The organism is Aeromonas sp. A600620, assembly GCF_029479985.1.
GTDB lineage: Bacteria > Pseudomonadota > Gammaproteobacteria > Enterobacterales > Aeromonadaceae > Aeromonas > Aeromonas veronii_A.
On sequence record NZ_JAAKXB010000007.1, the window covers coordinates 101,868 to 118,589 of the forward strand.

16 protein-coding genes and 1 pseudogene are annotated in these 16,722 nt (G+C 57.5%); 2 read left to right on the top strand and 15 right to left on the bottom strand.

Going from position 1 to position 16,722, the window contains the following annotated elements; genetic code table 11:
• Positions 1-3 precede the first annotated feature (3 nt).
• The 12 genes from holB to yceD form a co-directional block, all read right to left on the bottom strand.
• On the bottom strand, positions 4-951 hold the full coding sequence (gene holB / locus G5533_RS10935; RefSeq protein ID WP_441254793.1) for a DNA polymerase III subunit delta': 948 nt from the start codon (positions 949-951) through the stop codon (positions 4-6).
• The gene (tmk, locus tag G5533_RS10940) at positions 936-1,577 is read right to left on the bottom strand and encodes a dTMP kinase (RefSeq protein ID WP_441254794.1); all 642 of its coding nucleotides are present in this window, start codon (positions 1,575-1,577) and stop codon (positions 936-938) included. Before tmk ends, holB begins: the two co-directional genes overlap by 16 nt.
• Complete coding sequence (gene mltG / locus G5533_RS10945; RefSeq protein WP_441254795.1) at positions 1,577-2,578, bottom strand: endolytic transglycosylase MltG; 1,002 nt, start codon at positions 2,576-2,578, stop codon at positions 1,577-1,579. Before mltG ends, tmk begins: the two co-directional genes overlap by 1 nt.
• Positions 2,568-3,374, bottom strand: coding sequence for an aminodeoxychorismate lyase (pabC, locus tag G5533_RS10950; RefSeq protein ID WP_441254796.1), 807 nt, complete (start codon positions 3,372-3,374; stop codon positions 2,568-2,570). Before pabC ends, mltG begins: the two co-directional genes overlap by 11 nt.
• Before the next feature lie 68 nt (positions 3,375-3,442).
• Positions 3,443-4,684 carry a beta-ketoacyl-ACP synthase II gene (fabF, locus tag G5533_RS10955; RefSeq protein WP_005360452.1) on the bottom strand — a complete coding sequence of 414 codons (1,242 nt, stop codon included), beginning with the start codon at positions 4,682-4,684 and terminating at the stop codon, positions 3,443-3,445.
• An 82-nt stretch (positions 4,685-4,766) separates the two neighbouring features.
• The gene (acpP, locus tag G5533_RS10960) at positions 4,767-5,003 is read right to left on the bottom strand and encodes an acyl carrier protein (RefSeq protein ID WP_005300909.1); all 237 of its coding nucleotides are present in this window, start codon (positions 5,001-5,003) and stop codon (positions 4,767-4,769) included.
• A 158-nt stretch (positions 5,004-5,161) separates the two neighbouring features.
• Positions 5,162-5,896: a 3-oxoacyl-ACP reductase FabG gene (gene fabG / locus G5533_RS10965; protein ID WP_005333159.1), complete on the bottom strand. Its 735-nt coding sequence runs from the start codon at positions 5,894-5,896 to the stop codon at positions 5,162-5,164.
• A gap of 13 nt (positions 5,897-5,909) precedes the next feature.
• On the bottom strand, positions 5,910-6,845 hold the full coding sequence (gene fabD / locus G5533_RS10970) for an ACP S-malonyltransferase (protein WP_255912249.1): 936 nt from the start codon (positions 6,843-6,845) through the stop codon (positions 5,910-5,912).
• 71 nt (positions 6,846-6,916) lie between these two features.
• Complete coding sequence (locus G5533_RS10975) at positions 6,917-7,876, bottom strand: beta-ketoacyl-ACP synthase III (RefSeq protein WP_040065495.1); 960 nt, start codon at positions 7,874-7,876, stop codon at positions 6,917-6,919.
• A gap of 7 nt (positions 7,877-7,883) precedes the next feature.
• Positions 7,884-8,903: a phosphate acyltransferase PlsX gene (plsX, locus tag G5533_RS10980; RefSeq protein ID WP_337072245.1), complete on the bottom strand. Its 1,020-nt coding sequence runs from the start codon at positions 8,901-8,903 to the stop codon at positions 7,884-7,886.
• Between the two features lie 9 nt (positions 8,904-8,912).
• Positions 8,913-9,080 carry a 50S ribosomal protein L32 gene (gene rpmF, locus G5533_RS10985; protein WP_005300935.1) on the bottom strand — a complete coding sequence of 56 codons (168 nt, stop codon included), beginning with the start codon at positions 9,078-9,080 and terminating at the stop codon, positions 8,913-8,915.
• 19 nt (positions 9,081-9,099) lie between these two features.
• A complete protein-coding gene (gene yceD, locus G5533_RS10990) occupies positions 9,100-9,621 on the bottom strand; it encodes a 23S rRNA accumulation protein YceD (protein ID WP_337072246.1) in 522 nt (173 codons plus the stop codon).
• Between the two features lie 119 nt (positions 9,622-9,740).
• On the opposite strand from yceD, the gene G5533_RS10995 reads away from it, so the two are divergent.
• Complete coding sequence (locus G5533_RS10995; protein ID WP_216953600.1) at positions 9,741-10,322, top strand: Maf family protein; 582 nt, start codon at positions 9,741-9,743, stop codon at positions 10,320-10,322.
• Positions 10,323-10,427: 105 nt separating this feature from the next.
• Here the strand turns inward: G5533_RS10995 and G5533_RS11000 are convergent, their stop codons facing one another.
• Both G5533_RS11000 and rluC read right to left on the bottom strand, forming a co-directional pair.
• Positions 10,428-11,108: an HAD-IA family hydrolase gene (locus G5533_RS11000; protein ID WP_441254797.1), complete on the bottom strand. Its 681-nt coding sequence runs from the start codon at positions 11,106-11,108 to the stop codon at positions 10,428-10,430.
• Positions 11,108-12,052 (bottom strand): 23S rRNA pseudouridine(955/2504/2580) synthase RluC, encoded by a 945-nt coding sequence (gene rluC, locus G5533_RS11005; RefSeq protein WP_005351815.1) that lies wholly within the window; start codon positions 12,050-12,052, stop codon positions 11,108-11,110. The genes G5533_RS11000 and rluC overlap by 1 nt, the downstream gene beginning before the upstream one ends.
• Before the next feature lie 413 nt (positions 12,053-12,465).
• On the opposite strand from rluC, the gene rne reads away from it, so the two are divergent.
• Complete coding sequence (rne, locus tag G5533_RS11010; protein ID WP_421297120.1) at positions 12,466-15,558, top strand: ribonuclease E; 3,093 nt, start codon at positions 12,466-12,468, stop codon at positions 15,556-15,558.
• Between the two features lie 446 nt (positions 15,559-16,004).
• Here the strand turns inward: rne and G5533_RS11015 are convergent.
• A pseudogene (locus tag G5533_RS11015) lies at positions 16,005-16,627 on the bottom strand (IS3 family transposase); the annotation flags it as partial.
• Positions 16,628-16,722: the final 95 nt, after the last annotated feature.

Below are 16,722 nucleotides of genomic sequence, written 5' to 3' on the forward strand. Positions count from 1 at the left end.
TACTTATAACCAGCGACTGAGCCAGTTCATCAGATGGATGGTGGGATTGGAGAGCTGACCCGGCTGACATGCCGCTTTCAGGGCAATCAGATCTTGTTCTGCCTCCAGCAGTTTTTCGCTGGAGTGCTGCTCCGCCAACCGTTGACTCAAGATGGCCAGATCAGGCATTGCCAGCTGATGGTGACCACATCCGGCCTGGGTTTTCAGGGCATCGCACAAGAAGAGCTGCAACCAGTGCAACCTGACCTGCGTCTCCTGACCAAGCTGGCTACACAATGCCGTCGCCTTGACCGGACTTTGACTCAGGGCGACAAACTGCTCCAGCAGTTCGCGGCGAGTACCGTCCTGTTGCTGCTCGATATAGTCGAGTACCCGCAGCGGGGCCCCCTGACAGATCCGCACCTGAGCCAGAGTGGCCTGATGACCCTGCTCGGCCAACCAGCGTACTGTTTCCCCTTCCGCAGGCAACTGACAGACATGTTTGTGACAGCGACTGAGAATGGTGGGAAGCAACCGGGAAACCTGGGAGGCAATCAGCAACAGCAAGCTGTCGCCGGCCGGCTCTTCCAGGGTTTTCAACAGGGCATTGGCTGCCGATTCGGTCATCCGCTCCGCATCAGGAATGATCACCACCTTGCCACGGCCGAGCTGGGCAGAGCCCTGCAGCCGGGTGCAGATCTCTCGAATGGCCTCGACCCCGATGGTCTTGCTGTCGCGGGTGATGGTGCCGAGATCCGGGTGGTTGCCCTTGTCAAACAGCTGGCAGGAGTGGCACTGACCACACGGCTCTCCACGATCCGGTTGTTGGCAAAGGTGCAAACGTGCCAGCCGCTCGGCCAGTTGCTCCTTGCCAAGACCGGGATCGCCCAGCAACAACCAGGCGTGGCCGAGACGACCGGACTGGGCCGTCTGGCTCAGAGCATGCCAGTCGGGGATCAGCCAGGGATACATAGCGGCTCGTTCGACAGATAGTGATCCAATGCACGCTCGATGGACGTTTTGACCTGTTCCGGCGTTTGCGCCGCATCGATCACCACAATGGAATCATCCTTGGCGGCCAGTTCGAGATAACGCACGCGGGTACGCTCGAAGAAGCTCAGTTGCTCCAGTTCGATGCGATCCAGCTCGCCACGATGGCGCGCGCGCTGCAAGCCAAGGGCTGGATCGATATCGAGATAGAGGGTGAGATCCGGCTTGAAGTTGCCGAGCACCGCCTGCTTGATGGCACCGATGAGCTGGGCATCGATACCACGGCCACCACCCTGATAGGCTTGGGAAGAGAGATCGTGACGATCCCCCACCACCCAGACACCGTCGGCCAGCGCGGGCTTGATGCGGGTCTCCACCAGTTGTACCCGGGAGGCATACATCAGCAGCAGTTCCGCCTCGATGGTGAGGCGCTCGTCGTGCACCTCTTTGACGATGGCCCGCATCCGCTCGGCCAGCGGCGTACCACCCGGCTCGCGGGTGCACTCGATCCGGTTGATGCCGTGGCGCTGCAGATAGTCGGTCACATAACGCACGGCCGAGCTCTTCCCTGCCCCTTCCAATCCTTCGATCACAATAAATTTAGACATTAGGGTTTCTTCAATATGTATTCGCGAACCGCCCGATTGTGTTCATCGAGGGTCTTGGAGAAATAGTGGGCACCGCCCCCCTTAGCGACAAAGTAGAGATAGTCGGTCGACTTGGGGTTAAGCGCAGCTTCGATGGAGGCCTTGCCCGGCATGGCGATGGGCGTGGGCGGCAGACCATCGATCACATAGGTGTTGTAGGGATTCTTGTCGGTCAGATCGCTGCGGCGAATGTTGCCATCGTAGCGATCTTTCACCCCGTAAATGACGGTGGGATCGGTTTGCAACTTCATGCCCAGACGCAGTCGATTGACAAACACCGAGGCGATCTGTGCCCGCTCGTCCGGCTGGCCGGTCTCTTTCTCGATGATGGAGGCCATGATCAACGCCTCATAGGGGGTCTTGTAAGGCAGGTTAGCCTGACGTTTTTCCCAGCTCTGCTGCAGGAAGGTCTCCATATCCTGATGGGCGCGGCGCAAGATCGAGAGATCGCTGGCATGGGTGGTATAAGCGTACGTTTCCGGCAGGAACCACCCCTCCAGCTTGCCATTCTCGATGCCGAGCTCCTGCGCCAAGTCGGCTTCGGATTGCTCAACAGTCAATCGCTCAAGGTATGGGGCGCTGGAGAGCTGCTTCTGCCAATCCTCGAAACGGGAACCTTCGACGAAGGTGAGGCTGAAGTGAAACTCCTTGCCCGATGCGAACAGAGAAAGGGTCTCCTTGAGAGGGGCCCCTTCCTGGATTTCATAGGTGCCCGATTTGATGGCCACCAGTTCGGGATGGCTGCGCAGCCAGAGCCGCACCGCCCAGGGGCTGGCTTCCCCCTCCCCCAGTTCGGCGATGAGGCGCGCCGCATGGGCGCCCTTCTCCACCGTAAAGAGCCGGGTCGGCCCCTTGTTGGTGAGCGTCTCTACCTGTTGCCATTTGTAATGTACATAGCCCCCGGCAGCGGCTACCGTCAGTGCCGCCCCCGCGAGCAGGGTGTAAAGCCGATTAAACTTCAATGACCAAACGCTCCTGTAAACGGCGACTCAATACCGCTGGGGGATAGTGAATATCCTCTATGCCATTGACCGGCACGATCCCCATCAGGGTATTGGTGAGCCACACCTCTTCAGCCTGCCATAGTGACTCCAGCGGAGCCTCTACCACACGCAACTCAATACTCATCTGTTTCAGCATCGCCATCACCTGGCGGCGCATGATGCCATCGACACCACCGCGGGCGAGATCGGGCGTAAACACCGTCTTGCCCCGACGCCAAAACAGATTGGCACTGACCCCTTCAATCAGAAAACCGCGACTGTTAAGTACTATCCCTTCGACTGCATTTCGGCTGACAAGTTCGCTTTTTAGCAATACCTGCTCCAGACGATTCAAGGTTTTAAGCCCGGCCAGCATGGGAGCATCGCCGATCCGCTGGCGGCACACCACCATCTCGATCCCCTCCTGTTGCCACTGTCCATAGTGAGTGGGAAATGGCGCCAGACTGACCATCCGGGTCGTGTGCTGACATCCGCTGCCATCATAGCCTCGCCCCCCCTCGCCGCGGGTCAGGATCACCTTGGCCACGCATTGTGGCTGGTCGGCCACAATCTCTTCAACCTCCCGGGTCAAGAGATCCCAGTCCGGTTCAACCAATCCCAGCCGGTTGTTGGCCAGCTGCAACCGTGCCAGATGGGCAGGCCACTGCAACACGCGACCCTCCCTGACCGCCATGGTGGTGAAATGACCGTCACCATAGGCCAGCCCCCGATCATGGGCCGAGATGGTATCAAGCTTCATTCCATTGATAAGCAAAGGGATCCCTCCGATAAAAAAGGCCCGATACCGGCAGTATCGGGCCTGTGTCTTTGCCCTGCGGCAAATTATACGCGTTTGAAGATCAGTGAGCCATTGGTGCCGCCAAAACCAAACGAGTTGGAAAGGGCATACTCGAAGCTGCCTGGCTTGGCCACATGGGGTACCAGATCCAGATCGCACTCATCATCCGGGTTGTCCAGGTTGATGGTGGGCGGAGCCACCTGATCACGCAGGGCCAACACAGTGATGATCGCCTCGATGGCACCCGCGGCACCCAGCAGGTGACCGGTCATGGACTTGGTAGAGCTCACCATCAGGGATTTGGCGTGCTCACCAAACACCGACTTCATGCCACGCAACTCGGCCACATCACCCAGTGGGGTGGAGGTACCGTGCGCGTTGATGTAACCAATCTGCTCGGGGGCAATGCCGGCATCCTTGATGGCATTTTTCATGGCGCGAGCACCACCGTTGCCATCTGCGGGAGGCGCAGTCATGTGGTACGCGTCACCGCTCATGCCAAAACCGACCAGCTCGGCGTAGATCTTGGCGCCACGGGCCTTGGCGTGTTCGTACTCTTCCAGCACCAGTACACCGGCACCGTCACCCAGCACGAAACCGTCGCGATCCTTATCCCACGGACGGCTCGCTTTTTGCGGCTCGTCGTTGCGGTTGGAGAGTGCCTTGGCGGCAGCAAACCCCCCCATCCCCATCGCGGTGGAGGCTTTCTCGGCGCCGCCAGCGACCATCACGTCGGCATCACCGTAAGCGATCATACGGCCAGCCATGCCGATGGCATGGGTACCAGTGGTACAGGCGGTAGTCACGGCGATGTTCGGCCCTTGCAGACCTTTCATGATGGAAAGATGACCGGACACCATATTGATGATGGTGGACGGAACGAAGAAGGGACTGATCTTGCGTGGGCCGCCGTTGACCAAGCTTTCGTGGTTCTGTTCAATCAGACCCAGACCGCCGATACCGGAGCCAATGGCCACGCCGACACGTTCGGCATTCTCTTCATTGATGGTCAGGCCGGAATCATCCAGCGCCTGCATACCGGCCGCGATGCCGTATTGAATGAAGAGATCCATCTTGCGAGCGTCTTTACGGTTGATACCGTACTGCTCGGGATCGAAATCTTTGACCAGACCCGCGAAGCGGGTTGCAAACTCGCTGGCATCAAAGTGTTCGATAAGGGAAATACCGCTCTGCCCGTTGAGCAGTGCTTGCCAGCTGGATTCGGCAGTGTTACCCACCGGGGAAAGCATCCCCAAGCCGGTCACCACGACTCTGCGTTTTGACACTGAGGTAGTCTCCGAGAGGTGTTTTGAAAAGGAACAAATACAAAAGAAGCGGCCCTTGGGCCGCTTCTTTCAGAACAGGAACTTATTCCTGATTAGCGGTGATGTAGTCGATAGCCGCTTGAACAGTGGTGATCTTCTCGGCTTCTTCATCAGGAATTTCGGTATCGAATTCTTCTTCCAGCGCCATTACCAGTTCAACGGTATCCAAAGAGTCAGCGCCCAGGTCGTCGACGAAGGAGGCAGCGTTCTTAACGTCTTCCTCTTTAACACCCAGTTGTTCGATGATGATTTTCTTTACGCGTTCTTCGATGTTGCTCATGACCTGAATTTTCCTTTAAAAATACGCTATTTGCGTCTGGTTGGGGTAGTTTATTCAATTGACGTGAGTTTGCAAGTAGCTTGCCGCTGGTCAAACCACGAAATGTGCCAAACTTCGGCGTACTATCGCAAATTTGAACAGATCTTACGACAAATTGATTACACCATGTACATCCCGCCATTAACATGCAGGGTTTCGCCGGTGATATAGGCTGCTTCATCAGAAGCCAAGAATACCACAGCTGCGGCAATTTCTTTTGGATCACCCAAACGGGCGGCAGGCACCTGACTCATGATGCCGGCACGTTGATCGTCATTCAGGGCACGGGTCATGTCGGTTTCGATGAAACCGGGAGCAACCGCGTTCACTGTGATACCACGGGATGCCACTTCCCGCGCCAACGATTTGGTAAAACCAACCAGACCGGCCTTGGCGGCAGCATAGTTGACCTGACCGGCATTGCCCATGGTTCCCACCACGGAGCCAATGCTGATGATGCGACCGTGACGTTTCTTCATCATGGCACGCAACACCGGTTTGCTCAGACGGTAAAGCGAGGTCAGATTGGTATCGATGATCTCGTTCCACTCGTCATCTTTCATCCGCATCAACAGGTTGTCACGGGTGATCCCTGCGTTGTTGATCAGGATGTCGATGTCGCCAAAGCGCGCCTTGATGGCGGCGAAGACGGCTTCGATGGATTCTTGGCTGGTCACGTTGAGTGCCATGCCACAACCATTCTCGCCCAGATAGGCGCTGATCGCCTCGGCACCGCTCTCGCTGGTCGCCGTACCGACCACTTTCGCGCCACGGGCCACGAATGTTTCGGCAATCGCACGGCCGATGCCACGACTGGCACCGGTCACCAACACAACCTTATCGGTAAAGCTCATCACTTGCTCCTGTTTACTTGATCTGGGCCAGCGCCTGCTCGAAAGAGGCGGCATCGTTGGCGTGAATACCTTCCACGCGCTTGTCGATACGCTTGGCGAGCCCGGTCAACACTTTGCCCGGTCCCATCTCGATCTCGAGGGTAACCCCCTCATTGGCCATCCGCTCGACAGTCTCGGTCCAACGAACCGGGCTGAACAGCTGACGAACCAGTGCTTGCTTGATGGCGGCCGGATCCTGTTCACAGGATACGTCGACATTATTGATGACCGCGATGGTTGGAACCTTGATCTCGATCCCGTCCAGCGCAGCTGCCAGTTTTTCTGCGGCAGGTTTCATCAGCGCGCAGTGAGACGGCACGGAGACCGGCAGCGGCAGCGCACGCTTGGCGCCCGACTCTTTCATCAGCACGTTGGCGCGCTCAACGGCCTCTTTGTGACCGGCGATAACCACCTGGCCCGGGGAGTTGAAGTTGACCGGAGAGACCACCTGCCCTTCTGCCGCTTTTTCGCAGTTGGCGGCGATGGATTCGTTATCCAGACCGATGATAGCCGCCATGGCCCCGGTGCCTTCCGGTACCGCTTCCTGCATGGCCAGACCACGCAGCTCGACTAGTTTGACCGCATCGGCAAAATCGAGTGCGCCGCTGCAAACCAGCGCCGAGTACTCACCCAGGCTGTGACCCGCCATCATGGCAGGCGTTGCCCCACCCAGCTGTTGCCAGAGGCGCCACAGGGCGACAGAGGCAGTCAGCAGCGCAGGCTGGGTGCGCCAGGTTTTGTTCAGATCTTCAACCGGACCATCCATCACCAGGGCAAACAGGTCATAACCCAGCACCTGGCTCGCCTCGGCGAAGGTCTCCTTGATCACGGCATGTTGTTCGGCCAGCTCGGCCAGCATGCCTACGGACTGGGAACCTTGTCCCGGGAAGGCAATGGCAAATTGGGTCATCATTGATTCCTTTTAGATAAGACAAAAATGAAATCGATGACGGGATGATGGGCGCACCATCCCGCCGAAGATCAGAGGCGAACCAGCGCAGAGCCCCAGGCAAAACCGCCGCCAAAGGCTTCCAGCAGAACCAGCTGACCCGGTTTGATCCGGCCATCCCGCACCCCTTCATCGAAGGCGACCGGAACGGAAGCGGCAGAGGTATTGCCGTGCTTGTCGAGGGTCAGCACCACTTTATCGAGGCTCATACCCAACTTCTTGGCGGTGGCGCTGATGATGCGGAAGTTGGCCTGATGCGGCACCAGCCAATCCAGCTCGCTCGGCTCGATGCCAGCAGCGGCCAGCGTTTCGGTTACGATCTCGCTCAGACGGGTGACCGCGACCTTGAAGACATCGTTGCCCTTCATATACATGTAGGCTTCGAGCTCGGCACCCGGCATGCCGCGACGAGGGTGCGGCAGCTTGAGCAGCTCGCCATAACGGCCATCGGCATGAAGATGGGTAGAGAGGATACCCGGCGTCTCGCTGGCACCGACAATCACAGCCCCTGCCCCATCACCAAACAGGATGATGGTGCCGCGATCTTGTGGATCGCACATGCGGGAGAGTACATCGGCCCCGACGACCAGCACATGGCGGGCGGCGCCGGATTTGACGAACTGATCGGCAATGGAGAGTGCGTAGGTGAAGCCTGCGCAAGCAGCAGCCACGTCAAAGGCAGGAATGCCCGGAACGCCGAGCAGCCCCTGCAGCTCGCACGCGGCAGCCGGGAAGGCATTTTCAGCACTGGTAGTGGCCAGCACTATCATATCGAGATCGGCAGCGGTCAGACCGGCTGCATCCAGGGCGCGCAGGGCGGCCTGGTAAGAGAGGGTGGCAACGGTTTCGTCAGCCCCGGCAATACGGCGCTCACGGATACCGGTGCGTTCCACGATCCACTCATCACTGGTCTCAACCATCTGCTCGAGATCGGCGTTGGTACGCACTGAACTCGGCAGGTAGCTGCCAGTACCCAGAATTTTGCTATGCATAGAGTTCTTATAGATCCCTGTCAGAGAAGACAGCTTCAAGGCGATCTGCTATTTGCAGTGGAAGTTGATGTTTGGCCTCTTGTGCGGCCAGCAGGATCGCATTACACAGAGCGCGCCGTTCGGCCCGCCCATGACTTTTTACCACAATGCCGCGCAATCCTAACAGACTTGCTCCGTTATACTGGTCGGGGTTCAGGTAAGAAAAACGCCGTTTGAACATAAATCCGGCGATCCGGCCAAGAAAAGTGCGTTTCTTGCGGGGATATCCGGCCAGCTGAGCCATCATCCGCACCACCCCTTCTGCCGTCTTGAGGGCGACATTGCCGACAAAACCGTCGCAGACGATCACGTCGCTGTCGCCGCTGAAGATGCGATCCCCTTCGACGAACCCGACATAATTGAGCGCGTGGCACTGACGCAGCAATTCGGCACTGTGACGCACCAGATCGTTGCCCTTGATCTCCTCCTCGCCGATGTTGAGCAAGGCAACACGGGGTGATGCAATGCCTTCTACCTTTTCGGCCACGACGGAGCCCATCACCGCAAACTGCAATAGGGTATCGGCATCGCAACTGACGTTGGCGCCAAGATCCAGCATCACGGTGCGTTTGCCGCTCAATGTCGGCAGCGCCTTGATAAGGGCAGGTCTGTCTACCCCGGGCAGGGATTTGAGCACGCACTTGGCCATCGCCATCAACGCACCGGTATTGCCAGCACTGACGCAAGCATCGGCCTCACCGGCTTTCACCAGATTGAGTACCACCCGCATGGAGGAGTCTTTCAGAGTACGCAGCGCCACGATCGGTTTATCGCCCATGCCAACCACCTGGGATGCATGTACGAAACGAACGCGGGGATTATTCAGCAAGCCATGTTGCTGCAGCAGAGAAGAGGTCTGGTGCTGGTCGCCGACCAGGATCAGTTTTAGCTGGGGTAAAAGAGACAGTGCCTGCACGGCGGCAGGCACTGTTTCCGAGGGGCCAATATCTCCCCCCATGATGTCTAGCGCGACAGTTTGCGTAGACAAAGGCAATCCTTAAGCGATTACCTTTTTACCGCGGTAGAAACCATCGGCAGTCACGTGGTGACGACGATGAATTTCGCCACTGGTCTGATCAACAGTCAGGGCAGCGGTGGTCAGCGCATCGTGGGAACGACGCATGCCACGCTTGGCACGGGTTTTACGGTTCTGTTGTACGGCCATTGTAGGCTAACTCCTAAATTCACTTACGTTTAAGCTCTTCAAGAACTGCAAAGGGATTCGGCCGCTCATCAGCAGGTTCGATTTCACCCCAGGTCATCTCCATGTTACCGCGGGGACACGCATCCAAAGAATGCATGGCTACCTGAGGCAACGAGAGGATGAGTTCATCCTCCAGGATTTGATGAAGGTCTATCTCGCCGTTTTCGTCCAACTCAATGGGCTCATAAGCTTCCGGCAGTTCTTCCTCGTTTGTTCTTTCGAACAGCGGAGTGTAGATAAATTCAGCTTCACAGAGATGCTCGAAAGTCTCTCCGCAACGTTGGCAAACCAGGTCGACCTTGGCATGGGCAGTGCCTTTCATAACGGTCAACTTCTGGACATCTTTGCCAAAGTGCAGCGATACCTCGATATCACTCAGCAAGCCAGCGGTTGATTCCTCCAGCCTGGGCATCTGCGACTTTTCCACTATCCCGACATAGTCGAGCAGCTTCAAGGCACTACGGACTGGATCAACCTTAACGGGCAACTTCACCTTTTGCATAGGGCGCGAATAATATAGGTCCAACAACTGATAGTCAAAGGAAAAAGTCCTTACCGCCGATGATTTTAACGTCACAAGTCCCTAGAATGCCGGTACCTGCTTTCATCGGTAACTCGATTATGCCACAGAATCTGATCCTCGCCTCAACTTCTCGCTATCGCAAAGCCCTGCTGGAGAAGCTTGGTCTCCCCTTTGAATGTGCCGCCCCCGATGTGGATGAGCGACCGCTGGCTGGCGAATACGCCGAGGCGCTGGTGGCCAGACTGGCTCGTGCCAAGGCTGATGCCATCGCCCAATATCGTGATCACGGCTTGATCATCGGCTCTGATCAGGTGTGTGTCTGCAATGGCCACATCCTCGGCAAACCGGGCACCATAGACAATGCCATCGCCCAGCTGATGGCGGCTCAGGGGCGCAGCGTCACCTTTTACACCGGCCTGTGCGTACTTAACGCTGCAACCAATGAGATTCATCAATTGATTGAACCGTTTACGGTTCACTTTCGCGATCTCGACGAAGCCGCCATTCGCCGCTATGTAGAGGCTGAACTGCCCCTCGATTGTGCTGGCAGCTTCAAATGCGAAGGTATGGGCATCGTACTGTTCAAGGGGCTGGAAGGGCGCGATCCTAACGCCTTGATCGGTCTGCCACTGATCGGCCTGATCGAACTGCTGGAGCGCCACGGTATTGCCCTGCCCTGATTGCGGACGAGACGAATAGATAAGCTAGATCGAGCATATAAAAAGCCCGATCAATAGACCGGGCTTCTGTTATCAATCAGATTGATGTCTCTTAAAGAGAGGCATCTATAACAGCCCGCGAAGAGCCGCCATAGAATCCACCACCGCCACTGGCCCGTGACGACTGAGGGCATCGCGGCTATCCACCCCCCAGGTGGCACCAATACGCGGCATGGCGATCGCCTCGGCCATCGCCATATCGTGAACAGAGTCGCCGCTCATTACCGCCTGCCGGGTTGACAGCCCCAGCTCATCCAGGATCTGCTCAAGCATCAGCGGATCAGGCTTGGAGCGAGCCTCATCGGCCCCGCGACTGGTTACAAACAACGGGCGCAGTCCGGTCTCATCCAATACCCGATCCAGCCCACGGCGTGATTTGCCGGTCGCGACGGCCAGTTGCACCCCTCGTGACCGCCAATCATGCAGCAACGCTCCTGCCCCGGCAAACAGCGGGCTGGGGGTGGCATCGTGCAGATAGTGATGACGATAGCGATCGATGAGTGCGGCAATCTGGCGCTCATCAAAGGCACTACCACTGCCACTGCCACTGCCACTGCCACTACTTAAAGGGAACAGACGGGACATGGCGACATCAAGGCTCAATCCGATGATCTGCCGGATCTGGGCTGGAGCAGGTACCGCCAGCTCACAATCTCTGGCGGCCCCTTGCACACAGGCAACAATCCGGCCTACCGAATCCATCAGGGTGCCGTCCCAATCGAAAATGGCGAGCCGGATATCCTGCATCAGCGTGGCAAGCCGTTGAGGAAGTTGTCGAGCTCAGGTGCCAGCGGCGCTTCTACCTGCATTTCGCGACCATCGGCCGGATGGGTGAAGCTGAGCTTCCAGGCATGCAAAAAGAGCCGTTTCAGACCTTGGCTGCGCATTTTCTCGTCAAACGCCGCTTCACCGTACTTATCGTCACAGGCGATCGGGTGACCGGCATGCAGGGTGTGCACGCGGATCTGGTGGGTACGGCCGGTGATGGGGCTGCACTCGACCAGGGTCGCTTCGGCAAATTGACGCACGATGCGGAACCGGGTTTCGGAGGGCTTGCCATCGGCACTGACCCGTACTACCCGTTCACCGGATTGCAGATCGTTTTTGCGCAGCGGCGCATTAACCACCTTGACGTGAGCCTGCCACTTGCCACGCACCAGCGCCAGATACTGCTTGCGCATGGTCTTGACGCGCAACTGCTCATGCAGGCTGCGCAGGGCGCTGCGCTTCTTGGCAACCAGCAGCACGCCGGAGGTGTCGCGATCCAGTCGATGAACCAGTTCGAGGAAGCGGGCTTCAGGCCGCAGAGCTCGGAGCCCTTCTATCACGCCAAAGCTCAGGCCGCTGCCACCGTGTACTGCCATGCCGGAGGGCTTGTTCAGCACGATCATGGCATCGTCTTCGAACAGGATCTGGCTCTCCAAACGCTGGATAACCCCGAGGTTAGCTGAAGGCAGCTCATTCTTCTCGGCAACGCGCACGGGGGGCACCCGCACCTCGTCACCTGCGCAGAGTTTGTACTCCGGTTTGATGCGCTTTTTGTTTACTCGCACTTCGCCTTTACGAAGGATGCGATAGATCAGGCTCTTGGGGACGCCCTTTAGCTGAGTCTTGAGAAAATTGTCGATGCGCTGCCCGTCATGCTCAGCTTCGATGGTGAGCAGCTGCACTTGTTGTTGTATCTGTGTCATGGCGCGGATTTTAACACTGCCAGCGCCCCTTGGCTGCATGGTTTGTTGAAAAATGGCGCCTTGCTATAAAAGAGGTTTAAATGGGATAATAAACAAGGTTTTGTCATTGTGTTCAAGCCTTGTACTAAGTGGCCAAAAAGTATGCCACCCAATCCCGAAACACCGTGTATACAAGAACATGACGGTTCCCGGGTGCGAGGTACAACGCATGGAGAACACAAACATCACCGTTTATTTGTCTCCATTTCGGCATCCTTATTCATTCCTTCTCGAGAAGTGATGACCAGAACGCCCTTAGTTTGCGCCTCATGCATACCCCAACCGGGAGGTTGCCCCAGTATGCTGAAGACCCGAGGCCGGCGCTGGCAGGACCCAGATGGAGGAAATCAAAATGACACAATAATGAGAACTCAATGAAAAGAATGCTTATCAACGCAACTCAAGAAGAGGAGTTGCGCGTAGCGCTGGTTGACGGACAACAGCTCTACGATTTGGATATTGAAAGTCCGGGACACGAGCAGAAGAAAGCGAACATTTACAAGGGTAAGATCACCCGCGTAGAACCCAGCCTTGAAGCTGCTTTTGTCGACTACGGCGCCGAGCGCCACGGTTTCCTGCCGTTGAAGGAGATCGCCCGCAATTACTTCCCCTCCGGTTACTCCTATCAGGGTCGTCCCAACATCAAAGAAGTGGTCCGCGAAGGTCAGGAAGTTATCGTCCAGATCGACAAGGAAGAGCGTGGCACCAAGGGTGCAGCCCTCACCACCTTTATCAGCCTGGCAGGTAGCTACCTGGTACTGATGCCCAACAACCCCCGTGCCGGTGGTATCTCCCGCCGCATCGAGGGTGATGAGCGGACTGAACTAAAAGAAGCCCTGAGCGGATTGACCGTGCCGGAAGGCATGGGCCTGATCGTACGTACCGCCGGTGTAGGCAAGTCGCCAGAGGAGCTGGAGTGGGATCTGAACGTTCTGCTCAACCATTGGGACTCCATCCATAAGGCCTCCCAGGAGCGCGCTGCGCCGGTGCTGATCCACCAGGAAAGCAACGTCATCGTGCGTGCCATCCGTGACTATCTGCGTCGCGATGTGGGCGAGATCCTGATCGACAATCCGGTGATTTTCGAACGCGCCAAGGCCCATATCGAGCTGGTACGTCCCGATTTCCTCAACCGTGTGAAGCTGTACAAGGGTGAAGTTGCCCTGTTCAACCACTTCCAGATTGAGAGCCAGATTGAATCAGCCTTCCAGCGTGAAGTGCGCCTCCCCTCCGGCGGCAGCATCGTTATCGATCCGACCGAAGCACTGACCTCCATCGATATCAACTCCTCCCGCGCCACCAAGGGCGGCGATATCGAAGAGACTGCGCTGCAAACCAACTTGGAAGCGGCCGACGAAATTGCCCGTCAATTGCGTCTGCGCGATCTGGGTGGCCTGATCGTCATCGACTTCATCGACATGACGCCGGTTCGCCATCAGCGCGAAGTGGAAAACCGTCTGCGTGAAGCGGTTCATCAGGATCGCGCCCGCATCCAGCTGGGCCGGATCTCCCGTTTCGGTCTGCTGGAGATGTCTCGCCAGCGTCTGCGCCCCTCCCTCAACGAATCCAGCAGCCATATCTGCCCTCGTTGCCAGGGTCAGGGCGTGATCCGTGACAACGAATCCCTCGCCCTGTCCATCCTGCGTCTCATCGAAGAAGAGGCCATGAAGGACAACACCGAGCAGGTTCACGGCCAGGTGCCGGTGGATGTTGCCGCCTATCTGCTTAACGAGAAGCGTGCCGCCATCGCCAGTCTGGAACAGCGCAATGATGTGCGTGTTTACATCATTCCGAACCAGCATCTGGAAACCCCGCACTACGAAGTAACCCGCATTCGTCAGAACGAGATCCCGGAAGCAGCCAGCTACGAGCTGAAAACCGAGATTGCCAAGCCGGTCTACCAACCGAAGCAAGCTCAGGTGATCGAGCGCGAGCAACCGCTGCTGCAAGGCTTTGCCCAACCGGCACAACCAGCCCCTGTTGCACCGCAACAGCCAGCGGCTCCCGTTGCTGCGGCCCCTGCCGAAGCCGGTTTCTTCAGCAAGCTGATCAAAGGCATTACCGGCCTGTTCAGCAGCGATGCAGCCCCTGCCGACGTGAAAGCGCCCGCCGAGAAACCTGCTGCTCGTGAAGCACGCAAGGATGAAGGTCAACGCCACCAGCGCGAAGAAGGTCGTGGCCGTGGTCAGCGTCCCCGTCGTGACGACAATCGTGGCAACCGCAACAATGCGGAAGCTGGCGAGAAGCGTGAAGGTGGCAACCGCGAAGCCGGTGAAAACCGCAATCGCCGTCCCCGCAAAGAGCGCGAGCCTCGTCAGGAGCGTGAAGCCCGTGGTGAGGTGCGTAGCGAACAGCGCATGGAACGTGAACCCCGTCAGGAGCGCGAACCTCGCGAGCCGCGCCAGGAACGTGCGCCACGTCCAGCCCGTGAACCTCGTGCTCCCCGTGAGCCGCGCGCCGAAGTCGTTGTTGAAGCGGTAGACGGCGTTGATGCAACTGCCGTCCAGCCACGTCAGGAGAAAGAGCAGAAAGTGGCCGAGCGCCGCGAACGTCGCCAACTGCGCAAGCAGATCCGCGTCGATGTCGCCGCTGCTGACACCCCTGCCCTGCCGATTGACGAAGTACCAGCGCAAGCTGAAGTGATCGATGCCACCGTGGGTAACGAGCAGGAAGAGCAGAGTGAAGGCCAGCGCCGTTCACGCCGCACTCCGCGCAGCCAGCGTATCGAAGGTCAGCGCCGCAAGCGCATCAACGAAGATGTCCGCAGCCAGCGTGACGAAGAACAGCAAGATACCACCACTCTGACCACCGCAGCCCAGGCAGATATTGCCAAAGCGCAGGTTGAAGAGCCGGTAGTGCCTGTTGTTACCATCCCGAGCGCTGAAGCCGTCGCTGCTGCTCTGCAAGCCTCTGCGGCACTGACCGAGCATGTGGTTGTCGAAGCCGTTGCTGAAGAAGCGGCCGAGCAGGCTGCTGCCCAGGTCGAAGCAACTCAAGCCGATGTGGCTGCCAGCCCGGTTGTTGCAGCTGTCGCTGAGGTCGTGGTTGCAGCAGAGCCGGAAGTTGCCGTTGTCGACGCTCCGGCTGTCGACGTGGCTGCCGCAACCGTGGTTGAAACCGCTCCGGTTGTTGAAGAAGCCCCTGCAGTCAACACTCCTGTCGTGGAAGCTGTACCTGTTGCAGTCGAAATGCCAGCTGCTGTTGTCGAAGCCCTGACTCCTGTCGCTGCCGTTGCGGTGGAAGAGACTCCGGCCGTCACCAAACAGGTAGCTCACGGAGCTGGCCTGCTGGCTCGTGCCCGCAAAGCATCCGCGCCGATGGCAACCCCCGCCGAAGCCCCTGCCCTGCCTGCTCGTGAGCCGGTTAACTACCCGCCGCTGGTACGCAACGAAGTGAGCACATCAGGTCGTCACGGTGGCAGCACTGCCGCCGTCAACGTGGCCACCTGCCCGGCCGGCCGCCCCTGATATCCACCGGTAACGACTAAATCGAGAGCCACACCATTGTGTGGCTCTTTTTTTATCTTCATGACATAGATTGCTCGAGCTTCATCGATAAGGAGTTTGGATGAGGAACCTAATGCAAATATCCTCTTGAACACCCGACTCCGGTCAGTAATACCTCGGATATGGACAAACAAATCCGCTACCGATACGCCGCATGGCATTGACCAAGCCACAGACTGGCTCATGACTCTCTCCTCTGTTTGAACCGGGAGCTTGGCGACAACAAACTGTGTCTGTGTCGTAAAGGTTTGCTAAACCGGCTCAAGATTTTCATTCTATCTTCCGACTCGTTAAAAATGATATTCGATTTCTATTCTGTTGGCATATAACAGCAAAGCATCGCTCAGTGCATACACAATACAAACAGGGATTAATCGGCATTACTGCGCGACGAGGAAACCCTAGACTGGGCTGCACCAGTAGCGGTACTCGGCCAATATCCGAAACAGCCTGTCCCGCCCGACCTTGAACTAGGCATCATCCTGACCCTGAAGCAGATAATGCAGCTTGCTAGTGCCGACCTGCAGTTGTCGCAGCTGAACCTGACGCACAAATCGCACCACCTGCAGCCCCTGAGCTTAGATGTCCGTCCGCAACCCGATTGCGCTTGTAGAAAGCCTGCCGGCTTATTCCCAGAAACAGGCAAGCCCTGACAATGGTCAGCCTCTCGACCTGCCGCTGCGAGAGGACTTGTCGGGTCGCTTTTTTACGATGGAAACGCCTAGTCGTTCTTCAGCACATCGACGACTTGGGCCTTCAGGCTTATCAGCGCCAGCTGCTCGAGCTCTTTGATACATTGTTGGTGCGTCTGTTTGTCGGGGTCAGGCATGGTGATGCTATTGCCGGCGGGTACAGATACCTCAGGCTCCAATCTTGCCAACCATGTTTACGCAAACCACACCAGAATGGTCGAATTGCCCTGAATGCCATATCGGGCTTGTGCTTGCAGGCAGCTGAGCTCGCCTCTTTCAATCTGTTCGACCAACGCCAGTTTAAACGTCAGCGAGTCATCGCGCGGTGTCCGTTTCACACCTTATCCCATAGGACTGTTCATTTATTGGGGGGAAAGGTGTAAACCATATTCAGGACGGGACACCGTATTCAGGAGAGGACAGGAAACACAAA